The following is a 17044-nucleotide window of genomic DNA, read 5'->3' as shown; positions in this document are numbered from 1 at the left end:
GGCTGCCTTGCAGCCCATCGCCGGCAAGCCGGCTCCTATAGGGAGCCGGCCGCATCGGTGTTACTGGCTCTTCATCTTTTCTTCGATCTTTTTGTCTACGTCAGCACGGATCTGGTCGATGCTGAAGCTGGCTGGTCGCTGGCTCGGTGGGTACTCCACGAAGGTCTGCAGGAACGCTGCCGCTTTTCTCACGCCATTGAAAATCAAGAAATCGTTCTTGGTGAGCCAATCATAGTACTGATCCGACACCACATCAGCCCGCTCGTAAGGGTCCATGCGAAGGTTGAACATTTTTGGAACACGCAGGCACACGAACGGCTCGCTCCACACTTTCAGGCCGCCTGGCGCACGCTGCTCGCAGAACACGATCTTCCAGTTGTCGTAGCGCATGCCGACCAGGTCGCCGTCGTCGCTGAAGTAGTAGAACTCGTTGCGCGCGCTCTTTTCGGTCTTGCCAGTCAGCATGTCCAGCTGGTTGTAGCCGTCCAGGTGCACCTTGAAGGTCTTGCCACCCACGTCGGCGCCTTTGAGCAAGCGGTCTTTGATGTCGGTGTCACCCACGGCCGCGAGCAAGGTCGGGAACCAGTCCAGGCCCGATATCATCTGGGTGTTGACGGAGTCTGGCTTGATCTTGCCTGGCCAGCGAATCATGGCAGGTACGCGGAACGCGCCTTCCCAGTTGGAGTTTTTCTCATTGCGGAAGGGCGTGGTCGCGGCATCCGGCCAGGACCACTGGTTGGGGCCGTTGTCGGTGGTGTAGACGACGATGGTGTTGTCGGCGACCTTCAGGTCATCCAGCGTCTTGAGCAGCTTGCCCACATCACCATCGTGCTCCAGCATGCCGTCGGCGTAGTCATTGCCAACCATGCCACTCTGCCCCTGCATGGCCTCGCGCACGTGGGTGAACGCGTGCATGCGCGTGGTGTTCATCCAGACGAAGAACGGTTTGTCTGCCTTCACTTGCTTGTCGATGAAGTTGATCGCGGCCTGGGTGGTCTCGTCATCGATGGTCTCCATGCGCTTCTTGGTCAGCGCCCCGGTGTCTTCGATCTTGCCGTCGGCACTCGACTTGATGACACCGCGTGGCGATGCAGCCTTGACGAACTCCTGATCTTCCTTGGGCCAGAACGCCCGTTCCGGCTCTTCTTCTGCATTGAGGTGATACAGGTTGCCGAAGAACTCATCGAAGCCGTGGTTGGTGGGCAGGTATTCGTCACGGTCGCCTAGGTGGTTCTTGCCAAACTGCCCGGTGGCATAACCCTTGGCCTTGAGCGCCTGGGCGATGGTCACGTCACGCGCCTGCAGGCCCACTGGCACGCCCGGCATGCCAACTTTGGACAGCCCTGTGCGCAGCGTGGCCTGGCCTGTGATGAACGTCGAGCGCCCCGCCGTGCAGCTGTTTTCGGCGTAGTAATCGGTGAACATCATGCCTTCCTTGGCGATTCGGTCGATGTTGGGCGTCTGGTAGCCCACCACCCCTTTGCCATAGGCGCTAATGTTGGTCTGGCCGATATCATCGCCGAAAATCACCAGGATATTCGGCTTGTCCGCCGCGCTGGCAATGCCAGCGCCAAGGGTCGCCGTGGCCGCCAGGGCGACCGCCGACAACCAGGTTGTACTGGACTTCATAGTTATGCTCTCCGTATGCAATCACTGCTGTAGTCCACGACTTCGGGCACACCGGTTGCGGCCGGCTTGCTGTGCTCCTGCGGCTTTGTTTACCCATTGGAATGGTCACTGCGAATCGAAGGGATAGACTCGGCGCCATTCCCGCGCCATGTCCACCACGGTCCAACCCTGGGTTTGCGCCTGGTCGAGCGCCTTGTCCAACCGGCCGAAATGGCTCTTGCGGTCGTAGGCCCACTCGCGGCGCTGGTCCGTATGGTGCACCAGGCCGGCAAAACGCGCGCCTTGGCCGGCCATGGTCCATTGCAACATCTGCAGGTCACCGTCTGAGTTGCCGAACGCCAGGATCGGCCGGCGGCCAATGACGGTATCGATGCTGACCGGCTTACCAGGGCCGTCATCGTTGTGCTGAATATTGGGCAGGCGCTGGATACTCAAGGTACCTACCTGGTCCTCGAACTTGGCGCCCAATGTGGTACCGATGACCTGCTCGGGCGGTATGCCGTAGACCTCTTCGGAGAAGGCCCGCATGAAAGCCACCTCACCGCCCGAAACGATGTAGGTCTTGAAGCCATTAGCGCGCAGGTAGCCCAGCAGTTCGAGCATCGGCTGGAACACCATCTCTGTGTAGGGCCTGCCCGAGCGCGGATGGCGGGCGCTGGCCAGCCATTTACGGGTAACCGCGGTGAACTGTTGCGTGCTCATGCCCGAATGGGTGGCGGCGACGATTTTCAGCAAGCCGTCCATGCCCTGGGCGGCGAGTGCCTGTTGATCGTTCTCCAATACCGCCTTGAACGGCTGCTCGTTGCGCCATTGCGGGTGCTGAGGGGCAAGGCGCTTGACCTCGTCCAAGGCAAACAGCAGTTCGAAATACATCGGCTGCTCGCTCCACAACGTCCCATCGTTGTCGAACACGGCGATGCGCTCGGCAGGCGCGACATAGCGCGGGCCCCCTTCAGTGGTGACGTCCTTGACAAAGGCCAGGATGGCCGTGCGTGACGGGCCCTCGCGCCAGGCGGGCAACGGATCGGCTGCCTGGGCAAGCAGGGGCAGCAGGCAGAGCACAAACCACACACTGCGCATGAAACGCAGATCACGCTTGAAGTGACGCATCTGGCCCTCCTTGAGCTGTATTCCACATTTCAGGGATTAAGGTCACGCAGCCCATTTTTATCGGGGCGTGACTGCGGGTGCGTACCGAGTTGCTGGCGCAGGGCCGACAACAGACGCCGTCGGGCATTGGTGGTAAGCCCCTGGCCGCGGTGCGGACCATAGGCAGCCTCGAAAAAGGCTAGCAAATCCGCCCCGCCAGGAGGATGTTCACTTGACGACAAGGTGCGCTGCCCGCTGGCCCGCCGAAACCACAGGTAGAGGCCATCGAGGCGAGCAGGCTCATGGCCGCATTGCCGCCACGCCTGGCGCCAGGCATAGCCTTCAGACGCCAGCCAGGCCTGCCGCCGCCGCAGCCGCCAGGCGCGCAGCCATTGCCAGCCAGCCTGGCCATAGGCACGCCCGGCCCAGGCCAACCCACCCAGTAACAGCAGCGCCAGCGTCAACAGCAGCCCATGGCTGGCAATGCTGACCCGGGCGTTCTGGCCCAAGGCGCGCAGGTCTTCAGCAAGCGAGAACGGCGCCTGGTACACGCCCTCCTCTGCCACCAGCTCCACCGCTGGTACCGAAACACTGTGCTGCTCACCCGTGGCCGCGTCCCACCATTGCAGGTTGATGGCGGGTAAGCGATAACGGCCGGCTGCCGTGGCTACGTAGCTGGCGCTGTCATCGCGCTGACCGCCCAACGTGCCGCCACGCCCATCACTGAGCGGCTTGACGCTAGGCGTCTGCAGGTAACGCTTGAGTCCGTCGACCTCGGCTAAGACCGGTGCCGGCAGCAGCATCGCCTGCGTGCCTTCAGCGTCGACATGCACGTGCCGGGTCACGCTGTCCCCCACACGCAGCGGCTGGTGGGAATACTGGACCTCCTGGCTCAGGTGCACGCTACGCGCCACCAGGTGTTGGCCGCCACTGCTGCCCGCCAGGGCCTTGGCCTCGAACGACAGTGGCTGGCTGGTGACCGCCTGCGGCCCGCCACTGGGGCCAGGCTGCACGCGAAAGGTCAGCGCCGGGATGTCGAAGCGCTGCCCCTGGGTCGGGGTGATCGCGTAGCGGTAGCGCAGGCCGAAGAAGGCCTTGCCCTCGCGTTTTTCGTTGAGGTGCTGGGCTTCGCCACTCGGTGGGCTGACGACCGCACCCGGCAGTTGCAGCGCGGGCAATACGGGGGCATCGGTGAACCAGGTGTCGACCAGCAGGTCGACCTCCAGGCTGAGTGTGGCGCCGGTCATGACCGTGGTGCTTGGCACCAGGCGCGTTTCCACCCGCACCTGTGGGTCATCCGCTACCGCCCAACCCGCCAGGCAGCACAACAGCAAGGCCCAGCGCCTCATGGCGCCTCCTTCGCCGCCTGTTGGCGGGCGGCGTCCTGAATGGAAAACTTGCGTTTGAGAAACTGCGCCGGTGACGTGGTCAGGTTATCCAGCCACAGCTGGTCCGATGCAGCCTGCGGGGTGGTCTGTTGCTGCGTTTTGCCGCCCGAGGGCGTCTGGTCTTCGACGACCTTGTCGGGCTTTTCAGTGGGCGGGCCTTGTTCCTGTTGATCCTCAAAATCCTTGAGCAAGGCCTCGGCCAACGCCAGGTTGGCCTTGGCTTCTGTAAACGACGGCTGCAGGCGCAGGGCCTGCTGGTAGGCGGCAATCGCCTGTGGGAACTTGAACAAGCGTACATAGCTGTTGCCCTGGTAGAACCAGGCAGGGGCACTATCGACCTTGCCCAAGCTGACCAGCGCTGCCTCAAAATCAGCCGCCTGGTATGCCGCCACGCCTTTCCAGAAAGGGTCGTGAAACCGCGTTGCCGCCTGCGGATAGTGGCCCTGCTCGAACGCCCAGCGCCCTTGCTGGTCGGCCGTGAAAAACGCATCGGCCAGCGCACCGGCCCTTGCCGGCTCAGCACTGCCGCCCAACAGCAGGGCCAGCAACATCCCGGGCAGCCAGTTCACCCGCCAGCCGCGCCGCAGGGTTGCCAGCACTACCAGCAGCAACGGCCAGCACAGCCAATAACCGGCGTCCTTCCAGTGCAACTGGGCATCGTCGCCCTGGGCAGCCTTGAAGTGACGTTGAGCATGCAGCTCGACCCAGTCCAGGTCGTCATCGTTCAGCGACAGGCTGCCCAGAGGCGCATTGGCCGCCTTGGCGAGCCCCTTCAGGCCCTGCTCATCGAAGCCTGCCGCAGCCGACTGACTGCCAACCGCCAACACCAATACTTGCAAGGGCGAGCCTGAGACGCGTTTAGCAATCGCTGGAAATTGGCTGGCATCACCGCCATCGGTCAGCAGCACCAAAGTGCCCGGCGTCTGCTCAGCCGCCAGCAGCTTCAAGGCCAGGTCTATCGCGCCCAAGGCATCCTTGCCCGGGGTGCTCATCAGGTCCGTGGCCAGTGCCTGGATGAAGGTATCGAGCAACGCCGGATCCTCGGTGACAGGAAGCACCAAGTGGGCATTGCCGGCATAGGCGATGAGTGCGGTACGGGCGCCCGCACGGCGCAGGACCAAGTCGTGCAGGGTGTGTTTAGCAGCCGCCAGCCGAGTGGGCGGCACATCGTCGGCATCCATCGACGGCGACAGGTCCACGGCGATGATCAAAGGGGCGCGGTCATCGAGAAAGTCGGGGGTGTCCTGCACCCAGGTCGGCCCGGCAGTGGCCAGACCTCCAAGTACCAGACTGGCCCCCAACAGGTGCACCGGGCGCAAACGCCGCTGTTCCTTTGGCGTAATCATCAAGTGCTCGACCAGGTGAGGCGCGATGATGCCCTCCAATTGTCGGCACAGATCATGCCGGCGCAGCCACAGCAGAGGCAACAGCAGGCCCGGCACGATCAGCAGCAACCACAGCGGCCGCAGGAAATGGAACGCAGAGGGGTCGAAGGTCATGCCGGCGGTGCTCCGGGCACTGGCCGGCGGCCGACCAGGCGGGCGTGCGCCAAGGCCAGCAGGTGGGCCACCAGCAGCAATCCTAGCGCCAGGCCCAACGGCCAAACGAACAAGTCACGCTTGGGTTGGTGGCTGAAGGTCTTGACCTGATGCGGGGTCAACCGGTCCAGGGTCGCGTAGACCTGCTGCAACGCCTGGCGATCATCGGCGCGAAAGAATTGCCCGCCAGTAGTACGCGCAATGCCTTGTAGGGCCGCCAGGTCGACCTTGTCATCGCCGGTCGCGGCTGGGTCACCGATACCAATGGTATGTACCACGATACGTTTTTCATGGGCCAGGCGAGCCGCGTGTTCGGGGGTGATTGCGCTGCCAGTGTCGTTGCCGTCAGTCAGCAGGATCAGCACCTTTTCCTGCTCGGGTGTGTTGGTCAACGCCTTGATGGTGAGCCCGATGGCATCGCCCAGTGCGGTGTTCGGCCCGGCCATGCCGATGCCAACTTCATCCAGCAGCATCAGCAGGCTGGCGTGGTCGAGGGTCAAGGGCGCTTGAGGGTAAGCGCCGGTGCCGAACACGATGAGGCCGATGCGGTCGTCCTTGCGGCGCATGATGAAGTCGCGCACCACCAACTTCACCGCAGTCAACCGATCGGTTCGCTCGCCGTTGGCGTTGGTGTAGTCGTTGGCCTGCATGGACTGGGAAATATCAATGGCCAGCATGATGTCGCGGATCGGTCGCTCCCGTTCAATCGGCCGCTCCACCCATACCGGCCGTGCGCAGGCCGCTACCAGAAGCCCCCACACCAGCAGGTTCAGCCACAATTGCCAGCGCCCACCCGCTGCACTCACCTGCCCCGGCTGCTGCCCGGTGGCGCGGCTCATCGCCGCAAAAAACGGCACCCGCAATGCACTGCGGCTTTCGCTATAGGGCTGCGACAGACGATAGGCCAGCCAAGCAGCTGGCAACAGCAAGAACACCCACGGGTAATCAAACTGCCACATGGTGCCCCTCGATCCAGCATCGGCTGGTGCTGTACAACGCAGCGACCTGCTGCGCATCGAGCGCGAGCAGTTGGGCATCGGGCGCATACGCGACCGTTTGCAGGGTTTGCACAAAACCGGCAGGTAACGGCTGACCGGCGCGCTGTTCAAGAAAAGCCTGCCATTGCGCGCCGGCCAGGCTGGCCACAGGCGGCGGATCTGGCAGCGACAGCGCCACCCGTTTTAGCAGCACGGGCACTTCCCGCAGAGCGGCCAGGCGCTGATCACCCTCGGCCTTGGCCAGCAGATCAAGATACTGCAAGGCTTGGCGGCGATAACGCTCGCGCGACCAACGCCGCCAGCGCAGGGCCACCCAGACCAGGAGCAAGGCCAGCATCACCAGCCCCATCACCAACCACGCCCAGGTGTGCGGCAGGTAACTGAACGGCGGCGTGCCAGGTGCCAGCTCGCGCAACTGGTCGATTGACGGTATGACGGCAGTGCTCATCGCGGTACCTGGGCCAGGCGGCCCAGCTCCCTGCGCAGTTGTTCAAGGCTGTCCTCGGCGGTATTGATCAGCATCAGCGGTACCTGGCTGCGGCGCAGCAGCGCTTCTACATCGCGCAGGCGCCCGGCGAGAAAATCACCCAGCGGTTTGCTAACCCGACGCCTGCCCACTTCCAACTCCACCTGCTGCGCACCCTGGGTCACGTTCACCCGCCCCCTGTCCGGCACTTGCAATGCGATGGGGTCGTACACCTGCAGGGCGATCACATCGTTGTGCTGGCGTAACTGGCGCAGCAGCGGCAAGGTTTGCTCGCTGATACCCGCGAAGTCGCTGATGATGCAGATCAAGTGATCATGGCCTGCCGAGGCAACGCAGGTGCGCAACACCTTGTCCAATTGGCCATCTGCGTCTTCGCTGGCGAACGCCGTCAGCGCGTGGTTGGCCCTGACCACTGCACTGCACAGGGCCTCGACCCGCGCGCGACTACGCAACGGCCGCACGCGCTCCACCCGCTGATTGCCGAACACCAGGCCACCGACCCTGTCACCGGCGTGAAACGCCATCCATGCACACAACGCCGCCAACTGCGCCGCAGTGACCGACTTGAAGTAGCGTTGGGAGCCGAAATACATGCTCATGCGCTGGTCCACCAGCACCAGCGTAGGCCGGTCGCGCTCTTCGGTGAAGGTGCGCACGAAGGGCTTGCCGTAACGCAACGAGGCGCGCCAGTCCAAGTGGCGCAAGTCGTCGCCGGGGATGTAGTGACGCAGCTCGTCGAAGCTCAAGCCGCGCCCACGCAGGCGCGAGGCATGGTTACCGGAAAGGATGCTCGACAGCGGCTGCCGGGCGACGAAACTCAGCCCCCGCGCGCGCGCCTCCAGCCCCACCAGTTCACTGAGCGAGGCGTAGACAAAACCGTCAGGCGTAACGCTATTAGCGGGCATGAGCGTGTCCGTCAGGCCGGAATGGCCACCTTGTCCAACAACCTGTCGATAACCTGGTCTGCCGCCACGCCGTCGCTGACCGCGTCGTACGACAGTTGCAGCCGGTGGCGCAAAACCGGGTGCACCACCGCGCGCACGTTGTCCGGTGAAACAAAGTCCTGGCCGTTGAGCCAGGCATGTGCGCGTGCCACCCGGTCAAGGCTGATGCCACCGCGCGGGCTGGCACCGATGTTGATCCAGCGCGCCAGCTCGGCATCGTAGTCGCCTGGGTGACGGGTCGCGTTGATCAGGTCGATAAGGTAACGGTCAATCGCCTCGGCAACATGCACCCGCGCCACCTCGCTGCGGGCATCGAAGATCACTTGCTGGGCCAGGCGTACAGGTTGCGCGGCGCCTGCGTGGGTGGCCTGGTCCTCGGCACGCACCAGGCGCAGCACCTGGGTTTCGTCGTCAGAGTGCGGGTAATCCAGGTGCAGCTTCATCAAGAACCGGTCCATCTGCGCCTCGGGCAACGGGTAAGTGCCTTCCTGCTCGATGGGGTTCTGGGTGGCCAGCACCATGAACAGCCCCGGCATCGGATAACTTTGCCCGGCCACGGTGATCTGGCGCTCTTCCATGGCCTCGAGCAAGGCCGCCTGGACCTTGGCCGGGGCACGGTTGATTTCGTCGGCGAGTATCACGTTGCCGAACAGCGGCCCAGGTTGAAAGCTGATCTTGTTGCCCTCGGCCGACTGCTGCAGGATTTCGCCGCCCGTGATGTCCGAGGGCAGCAGATCGGGGGTGAACTGGATGCGCCGCATCTGCGCTTCCAGGTGCGTGGCCAGGGCCTTGACTGTGCGCGTCTTGGCCAGGCCCGGTAGGCTTTCGAGCAGCACATGGCCGTTGGCAAGCAGCCCCAGCAGTACATGGCGAATGGTCTCGGCCTGGCCGAGGACCTTCTCGGCGACCGACGCTTCCAGCGCTTTGACGTGTTCATGGGTGTTCACTGGCCCGGTCCCTGTCAGCGGTTGGCAATGGGGTAAATCTAGTAGTGCCAGGCCAGGGTGCAATGGGGTGTCGTGAAGAGAACATGGCGAACTTCCGGCCTCACGTTCCTCCCCCCTCACCGCCCCTTCTGGTAATACGGCTCGATGGCCTGCAGCCGCGGGTCGTCTGGTGCCACCGCGCGCATCCGCTCGACATAGCCGTAAGCCTGCTCGCGCTCGCCAGCCAATGCATGCAGGTAGATCAACGAATACAGCAGGTCGACGTTTTCTGGTGCTTGCTCCAAGCCGCTACGCAACGCTTGCAGGGCTTCGTCACGGCGGTTCATGCGAGACAGCAGCAGGCCCTGGTTGTAGCGAATGCGCGTATTGCCCGGCAGCGCCACGGCGGCCCGCTCCATCCAGCCCAGCGCCTCGTCGGGATTGCCGCGCTCGACCAGCAGCAAAGCCAGCATGTAGGCCAGGTTGCCACGATCGGCAGCGGGCATCTTGTCCAGCGCCACCCCCTCGCGCAGCAGGCTTTCGGCATCATCCAGGCGTTGCGCGCTGCTGGCCAGGGTCACCAGGTTGACTCGCGCCGGGACGAAATACGGGTCCATGCGCAAGGCTTGGCGATACTGCTCCACAGCCTGCTCGTCGCGGCCCTGGCGCTGCATAAGCACCGCCAGGTTGAGCCGCCCCCCTGGCAGGTCCGCGTTACTGCGCAAGCGCTGCTCGTAATCGTCAAGCAACGTTTTGAACGACTCGCGGCTGGCTTCAGGTAACTGTGCTGCCGGGACATCGGCCAAGGCCCGCACGGCTTCGTCGCGCACGGCCAAGGTGGGGTCTTCGAGCAGGGGCAGCAACGGTTTCAAACGCTGCTCGGGGGGCAGGCTGGTGAATCCGGCCACAGCGTAGGCGCGCACTAGCGGGTCTTTGTCCTGCAGTGCCCATTGCAAGTTGCTGGCCGCTGCGGGGCCCAAGTCTGCCAACTGGTCGGCGGCGGTGGCGCGGACGATGGCCGGGTTGCTCTTGTCCGCAAGCAGATAACCCAGGCGGCTCAGGGTAGTGCTCGGGTCCTCGCGCACGGCGTGGAAGTTCTGGCCGTAATGAGCGGGGCGCTTCGGTGACCCGAACCAACCTTCAATGGCCTTGGCCGCCCACTCGGGCTTGCGGTCTTGGTGGCAGGTGGTACAGGCATCCGGGCCGTTGCCCTCTGCGGCAAGGTCCGGCCGGGGTATACGCAGGCTGTGATCGCGCCTGGGGTCGATCACCATGTAATTTTTGCTGGGCATGTGGCAATTGACGCACTGCGAACCCGGCGAGCCGGCCGCGTGGTGATGGTGCGCGGGGCTGTCATAGTCCTTGGCCTGCAAGCCAGCGAAACGTGCAGCATTGGGCTGGGTGTTATGGCATTGCAGGCAAAGCCCGTTACCTTCTATGCGCACCTTGGTGGTATGCGGGTTATGGCAATCGGTACAACCGACACCGGCGGCGAACATCTTGCTCTGGGTAAATGAGCCGTACTCATAGACTTCGCCGTCGATCTGCCCATCGTCATGGTACAGGCCCGTGCGCAGCGTGGCGGGCAAGCTTTGGTCCAGCGGAGGGTGGCCCGGCATCTGGCCAGTGCCCAGGCTTTGTCGGCGGCTGTGGCAATAGGCGCATTGCTCTACCAAGCCCTTGCTGCCCAGCGCTTTGTAATCCACCGCAAGCCCTTGGGCAGGCGAAACGCCGGGGTGTTGGCTGGCCCAGTCAACATGGGCCTGGCCAGGGCCGTGGCAGCCCTGGCAACCCACAGTCTTTTCCTGCCAGGTACTGGCAAAACTGTCGTGGGTATCATCGTAATGCTTGACCAGCCGGGTCGAGTGACAGTCAGCGCACATACCGTTCCAGTTCTGGTAACGGCCCGTCCAGTGCAGCGGGTCGTCAGGAGCGAAGCGTTGCCCAGGGTACAACGAGAACCAGCGTTGACCGCCAAGCGCCGCCGGCCGGCTGTCCCAGGCGAGGGTCAAGGCCTGCAAGCGGCCGCGCGACAGCGCCACCAGGTACTGCTGCAGCGGCTCGAAGCCAAAGGTATAGAGCACCTTGAAGTCAGCCGGTTTGCCATCTTCGCCCTCGATGTTGACGAAAAAACTGTCACCCTTGCGGTAAAAGTGGGCCTTCACCCCGTCTTCGTCATAGCGCACGTCATTGAAGTTGCCCAGCACGTTGGCCGGGCTGACATCGCGCAACGCCCAGGAATGGTCGGACTGCTGCCATTGTTTGGCCTGCTCGGTATGGCACGCCTGGCAACTGGTCGCTTCCGCATAGCCCTCACGTTCCTTGGCCTGGGCCGGCAACTGCCCCTGCTCGGTGGCTGCCTGACTCAGCCCAACGGTGCACAGTGGCAGTAGCAAGACACCTATTCCGATAACCGCCCTCACCCTCTGCACTGCCTGTGCAATACACCCCATGCTTTAGCTCCACGGTCTGCGCTGTTCGCCCTGCAGCGGGCTGTTTTCGTTGATCAATCAATTTCGACGCGGGCTACCTGTTCCCCGCCTGAGGCGTCATCCACCCACTGCCAGAACAGCATGTACCCAACGGCCAGGATCACCGGCCCGATGAACAGGCCGATGATCCCCCCGGCCACCATGCCGCCCAGAGCACCGATCAGGATCACCGGCATCGGTACATTCACCCCTCGCCCGAGCAGCAATGGTTTGAGCACGTTGTCGGCCATGCCCGCGAGCACGCTGTATACGGCAAACACCACACTACCGACCGTGGCACCCTCGGTGAAGAACACGAAGCCCACCACCGGCAGGGTAATCAGCAGCACCGGCAATTGCATGATCCCCAGCAACAGCACCAGTAACGCCAGCAGCCCTGCACCTGGGATACCCATGACCACGAAACCGACGCCTACCAGCACCATCTGCACAAAGGCGATGCCAACAACACCCTGAGCCACGGCGCGAATGGTGGCGATGCGCAGCGCGTTACGCTGCCCGCTCTCGCCATAGGCCATGTCGATACCCGACAGGATCAGCGCACCGATGAACATCAGAAAGCCCGTACCCACCCCTGCAAGCTTGCCCAGCACCACCATGCCAATGCCTTTGAGGTGAGGCACCACTTGCTGCATCAGGCTGGTCGCATCTGTGGCGCCCTGCTGCCACAGGGTGAACAGTTGCGACCCGACTAATGGCCAGGATTGGACGTCAGGGTTGGCGGGAGGAATGTGCCAGGCACCGTTTTCAAACAACATCAGCCCTGCGCGAATGAGTTCATCCAACAGTGCACGGGACAGATCCCGCTTGACCGGCAACGACTCCATCGGGCTCCCTCCAGACAATTGCGGTTCGGCCATGATCGCAATCGGTACTTGAATGATGGCAATCGCGGGCAGGTTCACCGTAGTACAACTCGATCGCGTTTGCCCATGAGGCCCTGCATGAGATGTCGATAACCCCCACCATTTTTTGCCCACCGAGAAACAGCTCTACTGTGCATCTCGTGATGCCCAAAGTAGGACGCTTGCCCATACGGCTCATGGCTGCAAAGCGTCATGAAACGCTCTCGACGGCGGTACCTTTGCGCACATCAACCAGCGTTCAGCCGTTCCTGCCTTACACCAGCGCGATGTCGCCAATTGAACATACCGGAACGCCGTTTTCGGCTCTTTAATGAGATGAGGCTGAGAACAGCCTGGTTTATGCAAGCGAAAAAAGCGTCAAGCGAAGGTTTCAGCCCCAGTCAGAGAGGAAGGCCACAAGCGGCTAGTTCGCCTTTACGTGTTTTGGACCAAGGAGTCGAGCATGCTTTTGCCTGTTGTTGGACACCGCTACCTACCGTTTTTGTTGGCCTTGGCCAGCGTTTGCGCCCACGCCGAGCAAGAGCCGACCGCCGAAGACCCGCAGTTGATCCGCATCCTGCTGGCAGCAGAGCTGGAAACCACCCTCTCCAGCCAGATGAGCGGCACACTGGGGGAGCTGAAAACCAGCTTCGGCGAGCACGTGACCAAAGGCGCGACCTTGGCGCGCTTCAATTGCAACGAGGCCCAAGCCCGCGGCAAGGTCGCCGTGGCCGAGCTGGCCATGGCCCGGCAGAACCTGGAAGCCAAAAAGCAACTGCGCAAACTCGACGCCGTCGGCGATATCGAAGTGGCCGCAGCCAATACCGAAGTGCAGAAGGCTGATGGCGCCCGTGCCATGGGCGAAGCGCAAATGAGCTACTGCCAGGTACTGGCCCCCTTCTCGGGCCATGTGGCCAAGGTTTACGTCAAGCCATACCAGACCGTCAGCGCGGGTACGCCACTGTTCGACCTGGTCAGCGACGGCGCATTGAAGGTGCGCCTGAATGTGCCCTCCAGCCAGCTGAAAAGCCTAAGCCCCGGCCAGCCGCTGCAGGTCAGCGTGCATGAGACGGGCAAAACCTACCCGGCCAAGGTCAGTGTGATCAACTCAAGGGTCGATGCCGTGGCGCAGACAGTGGAACTTGAAGCGCGCTTCGACCAGCGCTACCCCGAACTGATCGCCGGTATGAGCGGCACGGCGCGGTTCGACCATGACCGTGAATAGACCACTGCCCCACCCGCAGCTGTTGCTGCAACTGGACGCCCTGCGCGATAAAGCCATGGCCGCCGAAACGCTGGGCGCGCTGGCATTCAGCATGGCCAACGACCTGTACCCGCTACTGCCTTTCCACCAGGCGCTGGTGTTCGAGCAAGGCAACAGCGGCTTGGAGCTGCTGTGCGTGTCGGGCCTGGCGCGCCCCAGCGAAGACTCGCCCTACCTGGTCTGGCTCAGACGCGCCAGCCGTTGGTTGGCCGAGCGCTTGGTCGAGCCGCAGCCCGCCTGGTTGACCCAGGCCGACGCCGCGCCACCTGAAGACATCGCCGAGGGCTGGGCCGAGTGGTGGCCTACCGGCCTGTGGTGCATCCCCTTGCATGCCCCGACCGGCCATCGCCTTGGCCTGCTGGTATTGCTGCTGGAAGAAGCACCGCCGGCGGTGGTGCACCAGCAGCTGGATGGTTTGACGCGCACCTGGGCCTATTGCTGGCATGCGCTGACCCGGCGCCGGCGAATCGGCCGCTGGCGCCCCAGCCGCCGCCAGGTGCTGATCACCCTGCTGGTGGCCGCCGGACTGTTGCTGCTCCCAGTGCGGCAAACGGCGTTGGCACCGGCACAGATCGTGTCGCGCCAGGCACAGATCGTCAGTTCACCGATCGATGGCGTGATCGCCCAGGTACTGGTGCGCCCCAACCAGCCGGTGGAAGCCGACACCCCGCTGTTCACCCTCGACGAAACCACCCTGCGCAGCCGCGCCGAGGTACTCGGCAAGGAAGTCGCGGTGGCCGACGCCGAGCTGCTAGCCGCCAGCCAGCGTGCATTCGACAACCCGCAAAGCAAGAACGAGCTGACCTTGCTGCAAGGCCGTGCCCAGCAACGTCGCGCCGAGCTGGCCGCGGTGCAAGCGCAGTTACGGCGTACCCAGGTGCTGGCACCACGGGCCGGGGTTGCTGTGTTCAGCGACCCCAACGACTGGCTCGGCAAGCCGGTATCGACCGGCGAGCGCATCATGCACGTGGCCGACCCGGCACAACCGGCCATGCAGATCCAGCTGGCCGTGGCCGATGCCATCGCCCTGGAGCCGGGCGCCGAGGTCACGCTGTTCCTCACCGCCTATCCGCTCAGCCCGCTCAAGGGCAAAATCCTCGAAACTAGCTACCAGGCCAAGCCCAGTGATGACGGCGTGGTCGCCTACCGCCTGCTGGCCAGTATCGACGAACGCTCCGAGCATGCCCGCCTGGGCCTGCACGGCACCGCCAAACTGTACGGCGGCCGGGTAATGCTCGGTTATTACCTGCTGCGCCGGCCGCTGGCCACGGTGCGTGCATGGAGTGGCTGGTGATGCTCGACCTGTCCGACCTGCCGCTGCCCCCGCTGCGCGAGGACCTGCGCCTGTGCGAGGCCGCCGACAGCCGTGAAGGGGAACCGGCATGGATGATCCACGACACCGTGGTCAACCGTTTCTACCGGATTGGCTGGTTGGAGTTCGAGTGCCTGCTGCGCTGGGGCCAGACGCCGCGCCAGATCAGCGAACAAGTATCGCGGGACAGCGCGCTCAACCCCGATGTCGAGCAGGTGCTGGCGCTGCGCACGTTCCTCGAACACCACCACCTGCTGCGCCCCGGCCCCGAGCAATTGGCAAAACTGCAGGCCGCGAGCGAGGCGCGCACCTGGTCGAGCTGGCGTTGGTGGTTGCACCACTACCTGTTCTTCCGCGTGCCGCTGCTGCGCCCGCAAGCCGGCCTGCAGCGCCTGGCGGTAGCGCTAGGCTGGCTGTTCCATCCGCTTACCGGCGTGCTGGTGATCGGCCTGACCCTGCTCGGGATCATCCTGGTGATGCAGCAGTGGGACGCCTTCACCCATGCAGTGGTCGAGTCGTTCTCCACCGAAGGCCTGTTCAGTTTTGCCCTGGCTCTGGTGGTCGCAAAAACCCTGCACGAGCTTGGCCACGCGCTGGTCGCCACACGCCTGGGCTTGCGCGTGGGGCACATGGGCGTGGCGTTTCTGGTGCTGTGGCCGATGCTCTACACCGACACCGGCGAAAGCTGGAAACTCAAGCGCGCCCACCAGCGCCTGGCCATCGCCTCGGCCGGCATCGTCACCGAATTATCCCTGGCAGGCCTGGCCACCCTCGGCTGGGCGCTGTGCGACGACGGCGCCCTGCGCAACGCGCTGCTGTACCTGGCGACCACCAGCTGGGTGCTGTCGCTGGCCCTCAACGCCAGTCCGTTCATGCGCTTCGACGGCTACTTCATCCTCAGCGACCTGCTCGACTTCCCCAACCTGCACGAGCGCGCCTCGGCGCTGGCGCGGGTTGCCCTGCGGCGCAACCTGCTTGGGCTCAACGAGCCATGGCCCGAGCCATTCCCGGTAGGGCAACGCCGCCTGCTGGTGGCGTTCGCTTTTGCCACTTGGCTGTACCGCCTGGTGCTGTTCCTCGGCATTGCCGTGGCGGTGTACCTGTTCTTCTTCAAACTGTTAGGGATCGTGCTGTTCATGGTCGAGTTGGCGTGGTTTATCGCGCTGCCGGTGAAACGTGAGCTGAGCCACTGGTGGCAACAGCGGGCACGCATCCCGGGTCAGCGCAAACGGCTGTTCTACCTAGGCGCAGGCCTTGTTGTACTGGCGCTGGCGGTGCCTTGGCACAGCCAGGTCGACGCCGTTGGCGTAGCCCGGGCCGAACACCAGTTGCGCGTGTACACGCCCTACCCTGCGCGGCTGAAAAGCTTGCATTCGCAAGGCCACGTCAAGGCTGGCGACGTGCTGGCAGTGCTCGAAGAGCCAGACCTGGATTCGCGCATGCGCAGCAGCCAGGCCAGCGCCCGCAGCTATCAGGCGCGCCTTTATGGGCTGCTGGCCGACCCCGCCGGGCTGACCGAGGACGCTGCCACCCAGCAACGCCTGAAGGTGCAGAACGAAGAAGCCCGCGCGGCACGCATCGAAATCGCCCGCCTCAACCTGCAGGCGCCATTCGCCGGCACCTGGCTGGACCTGGACCCGGACTGGCGCCCTGGCCAGTGGCTCAACCGCCAGGAACCGCTGGGCATGCTGATCGACCCCAGTCACTGGCAGGTCGATGCCTACGTCGCCCAGGACCAGGTGCACCACCTGGCTGTGGGCAATGCCGTGAAATTTTACCCCGAAGGCCAGGCCACCGCGCTGCGCGGCAAAGTGCTGGCCATTGGCAGCACCCGCGCCGGGCAGTTGGCCCACCGCATGTTGTCTTCGCATTTCGGCGGCCCGGTGCCGACCAGCGGCCAGTCGCTGGTGCCCAGCAACGCGCTGTTCCAGGTACTGGTCGCGTTGGATGAGCCGTTGGCCAGCGTGCGCGAAACCCGCGGCAAGCTGCAGATCGAAGGGGAAAAACGCAGCCTCCTCGGTGAGCTGGGTAAATGGATTCTGGGAGTCGGGCTGCGCGAAAGCGGCTTCTGAAGACCTTCCGGCGCCTCAGCCGGCACCCCGAAAAAACCGGACTAGGATTGATTTAGTTTC

Annotated in this window: 12 protein-coding genes and 1 pseudogene; 3 read left to right on the top strand and 10 right to left on the bottom strand. The window is 63.8% G+C overall.

The genetic code is table 11. From position 1 onward, the window contains the following. Positions 1-60: 60 nt before the first annotated feature. The 10 genes and pseudogenes from ACMCNM_RS12565 to ACMCNM_RS12520 all read right to left on the bottom strand — a co-directional run. A complete protein-coding gene (locus tag ACMCNM_RS12565; RefSeq protein WP_186704130.1) occupies positions 61-1629 on the bottom strand; it encodes an arylsulfatase in 1569 nt (522 codons plus the stop codon). 105 nt (positions 1630-1734) lie between these two features. After that, the gene (locus tag ACMCNM_RS12560) at positions 1735-2739 is read right to left on the bottom strand and encodes an HAD family hydrolase (RefSeq protein ID WP_412764473.1); all 1005 of its coding nucleotides are present in this window, start codon (positions 2737-2739) and stop codon (positions 1735-1737) included. 29 nt (positions 2740-2768) lie between these two features. Beyond that, positions 2769-4067 carry a hypothetical protein gene (locus ACMCNM_RS12555; protein WP_412764472.1) on the bottom strand — a complete coding sequence of 433 codons (1299 nt, stop codon included), beginning with the start codon at positions 4065-4067 and terminating at the stop codon, positions 2769-2771. Beyond that, positions 4064-5605, bottom strand: a complete 1542-nt coding sequence (locus ACMCNM_RS12550) for a VWA domain-containing protein (RefSeq protein WP_412764471.1) — start codon at positions 5603-5605, stop codon at positions 4064-4066. The genes ACMCNM_RS12555 and ACMCNM_RS12550 overlap by 4 nt, the downstream gene beginning before the upstream one ends. Then, positions 5602-6603 carry a vWA domain-containing protein gene (locus ACMCNM_RS12545; protein WP_412764470.1) on the bottom strand — a complete coding sequence of 334 codons (1002 nt, stop codon included), beginning with the start codon at positions 6601-6603 and terminating at the stop codon, positions 5602-5604. The genes ACMCNM_RS12550 and ACMCNM_RS12545 overlap by 4 nt, the downstream gene beginning before the upstream one ends. Further along, complete coding sequence (locus tag ACMCNM_RS12540) at positions 6590-7090, bottom strand: DUF4381 domain-containing protein (protein WP_186704135.1); 501 nt, start codon at positions 7088-7090, stop codon at positions 6590-6592. Before ACMCNM_RS12540 ends, ACMCNM_RS12545 begins: the two co-directional genes overlap by 14 nt. Then, entirely contained in the window at positions 7087-8034 is a 948-nt protein-coding gene (locus ACMCNM_RS12535) for a DUF58 domain-containing protein (RefSeq protein ID WP_412764469.1), read from the bottom strand. Before ACMCNM_RS12535 ends, ACMCNM_RS12540 begins: the two co-directional genes overlap by 4 nt. An 11-nt stretch (positions 8035-8045) precedes the next feature. After that, complete coding sequence (locus ACMCNM_RS12530) at positions 8046-9020, bottom strand: AAA family ATPase (protein WP_186704137.1); 975 nt, start codon at positions 9018-9020, stop codon at positions 8046-8048. A 116-nt stretch (positions 9021-9136) separates the two neighbouring features. Beyond that, positions 9137-11452, bottom strand: a complete 2316-nt coding sequence (locus ACMCNM_RS12525) for a tetratricopeptide repeat protein (protein WP_412764468.1) — start codon at positions 11450-11452, stop codon at positions 9137-9139. Positions 11453-11505: 53 nt separating this feature from the next. Further along, positions 11506-12408, bottom strand: a pseudogene (locus ACMCNM_RS12520) (AI-2E family transporter); the annotation flags it as partial. Between the two features lie 391 nt (positions 12409-12799). Here ACMCNM_RS12520 and ACMCNM_RS12515 point away from each other — a divergent pair. Genes ACMCNM_RS12515 through ACMCNM_RS12505 form a run of 3 tightly spaced genes read left to right on the top strand, consistent with a single transcriptional unit; the run spans position 12800 to position 16984 of the window. Beyond that, positions 12800-13561 (top strand): efflux RND transporter periplasmic adaptor subunit, encoded by a 762-nt coding sequence (locus ACMCNM_RS12515; RefSeq protein ID WP_186704139.1) that lies wholly within the window; start codon positions 12800-12802, stop codon positions 13559-13561. Next, complete coding sequence (locus tag ACMCNM_RS12510; protein WP_412764467.1) at positions 13548-14894, top strand: efflux RND transporter periplasmic adaptor subunit; 1347 nt, start codon at positions 13548-13550, stop codon at positions 14892-14894. Before ACMCNM_RS12515 ends, ACMCNM_RS12510 begins: the two co-directional genes overlap by 14 nt. Next, a complete protein-coding gene (locus ACMCNM_RS12505) occupies positions 14894-16984 on the top strand; it encodes an HlyD family efflux transporter periplasmic adaptor subunit (RefSeq protein WP_412765919.1) in 2091 nt (696 codons plus the stop codon). The genes ACMCNM_RS12510 and ACMCNM_RS12505 overlap by 1 nt, the downstream gene beginning before the upstream one ends. The last annotated feature ends 60 nt before the right edge of the window (positions 16985-17044 follow it).

Origin of the sequence: Pseudomonas sp. NGC7 (assembly GCF_047159675.1) — a bacterium.
Taxonomy (GTDB): Bacteria; Pseudomonadota; Gammaproteobacteria; order Pseudomonadales; family Pseudomonadaceae; genus Aquipseudomonas; species Aquipseudomonas kermanshahensis.
The sequence above is the reverse complement of the archived record's forward strand: the minus strand, read 5'-3'. Positions and strand labels throughout refer to the sequence as shown.

What these genes read in the sequence shown, in the direction of transcription:
- ACMCNM_RS12555 (WP_412764472.1), bottom strand. Translation starts at nt 4,067, where the DNA reads ATGAGGCGCTGGGCCTTGCTGTTGTGCTGCCTGGCGGGTTGGGCGGTA.
- ACMCNM_RS12535 (WP_412764469.1), bottom strand. Translation starts at nt 8,034, where the DNA reads ATGCCCGCTAATAGCGTTACGCCTGACGGTTTTGTCTACGCCTCGCTC.
- ACMCNM_RS12515 (WP_186704139.1), top strand. Translation starts at nt 12,800, where the DNA reads ATGCTTTTGCCTGTTGTTGGACACCGCTACCTACCGTTTTTGTTGGCC.
- ACMCNM_RS12550 (WP_412764471.1), bottom strand. Translation starts at nt 5,605, where the DNA reads ATGACCTTCGACCCCTCTGCGTTCCATTTCCTGCGGCCGCTGTGGTTG.
- ACMCNM_RS12540 (WP_186704135.1), bottom strand. Translation starts at nt 7,090, where the DNA reads ATGAGCACTGCCGTCATACCGTCAATCGACCAGTTGCGCGAGCTGGCA.
- ACMCNM_RS12560 (WP_412764473.1), bottom strand. Translation starts at nt 2,739, where the DNA reads ATGCGTCACTTCAAGCGTGATCTGCGTTTCATGCGCAGTGTGTGGTTT.
- ACMCNM_RS12565 (WP_186704130.1), bottom strand. Translation starts at nt 1,629, where the DNA reads ATGAAGTCCAGTACAACCTGGTTGTCGGCGGTCGCCCTGGCGGCCACG.
- ACMCNM_RS12525 (WP_412764468.1), bottom strand. Translation starts at nt 11,452, where the DNA reads ATGGGGTGTATTGCACAGGCAGTGCAGAGGGTGAGGGCGGTTATCGGA.
- ACMCNM_RS12545 (WP_412764470.1), bottom strand. Translation starts at nt 6,603, where the DNA reads ATGTGGCAGTTTGATTACCCGTGGGTGTTCTTGCTGTTGCCAGCTGCT.
- ACMCNM_RS12510 (WP_412764467.1), top strand. Translation starts at nt 13,548, where the DNA reads ATGACCGTGAATAGACCACTGCCCCACCCGCAGCTGTTGCTGCAACTG.
- ACMCNM_RS12505 (WP_412765919.1), top strand. Translation starts at nt 14,894, where the DNA reads ATGCTCGACCTGTCCGACCTGCCGCTGCCCCCGCTGCGCGAGGACCTG.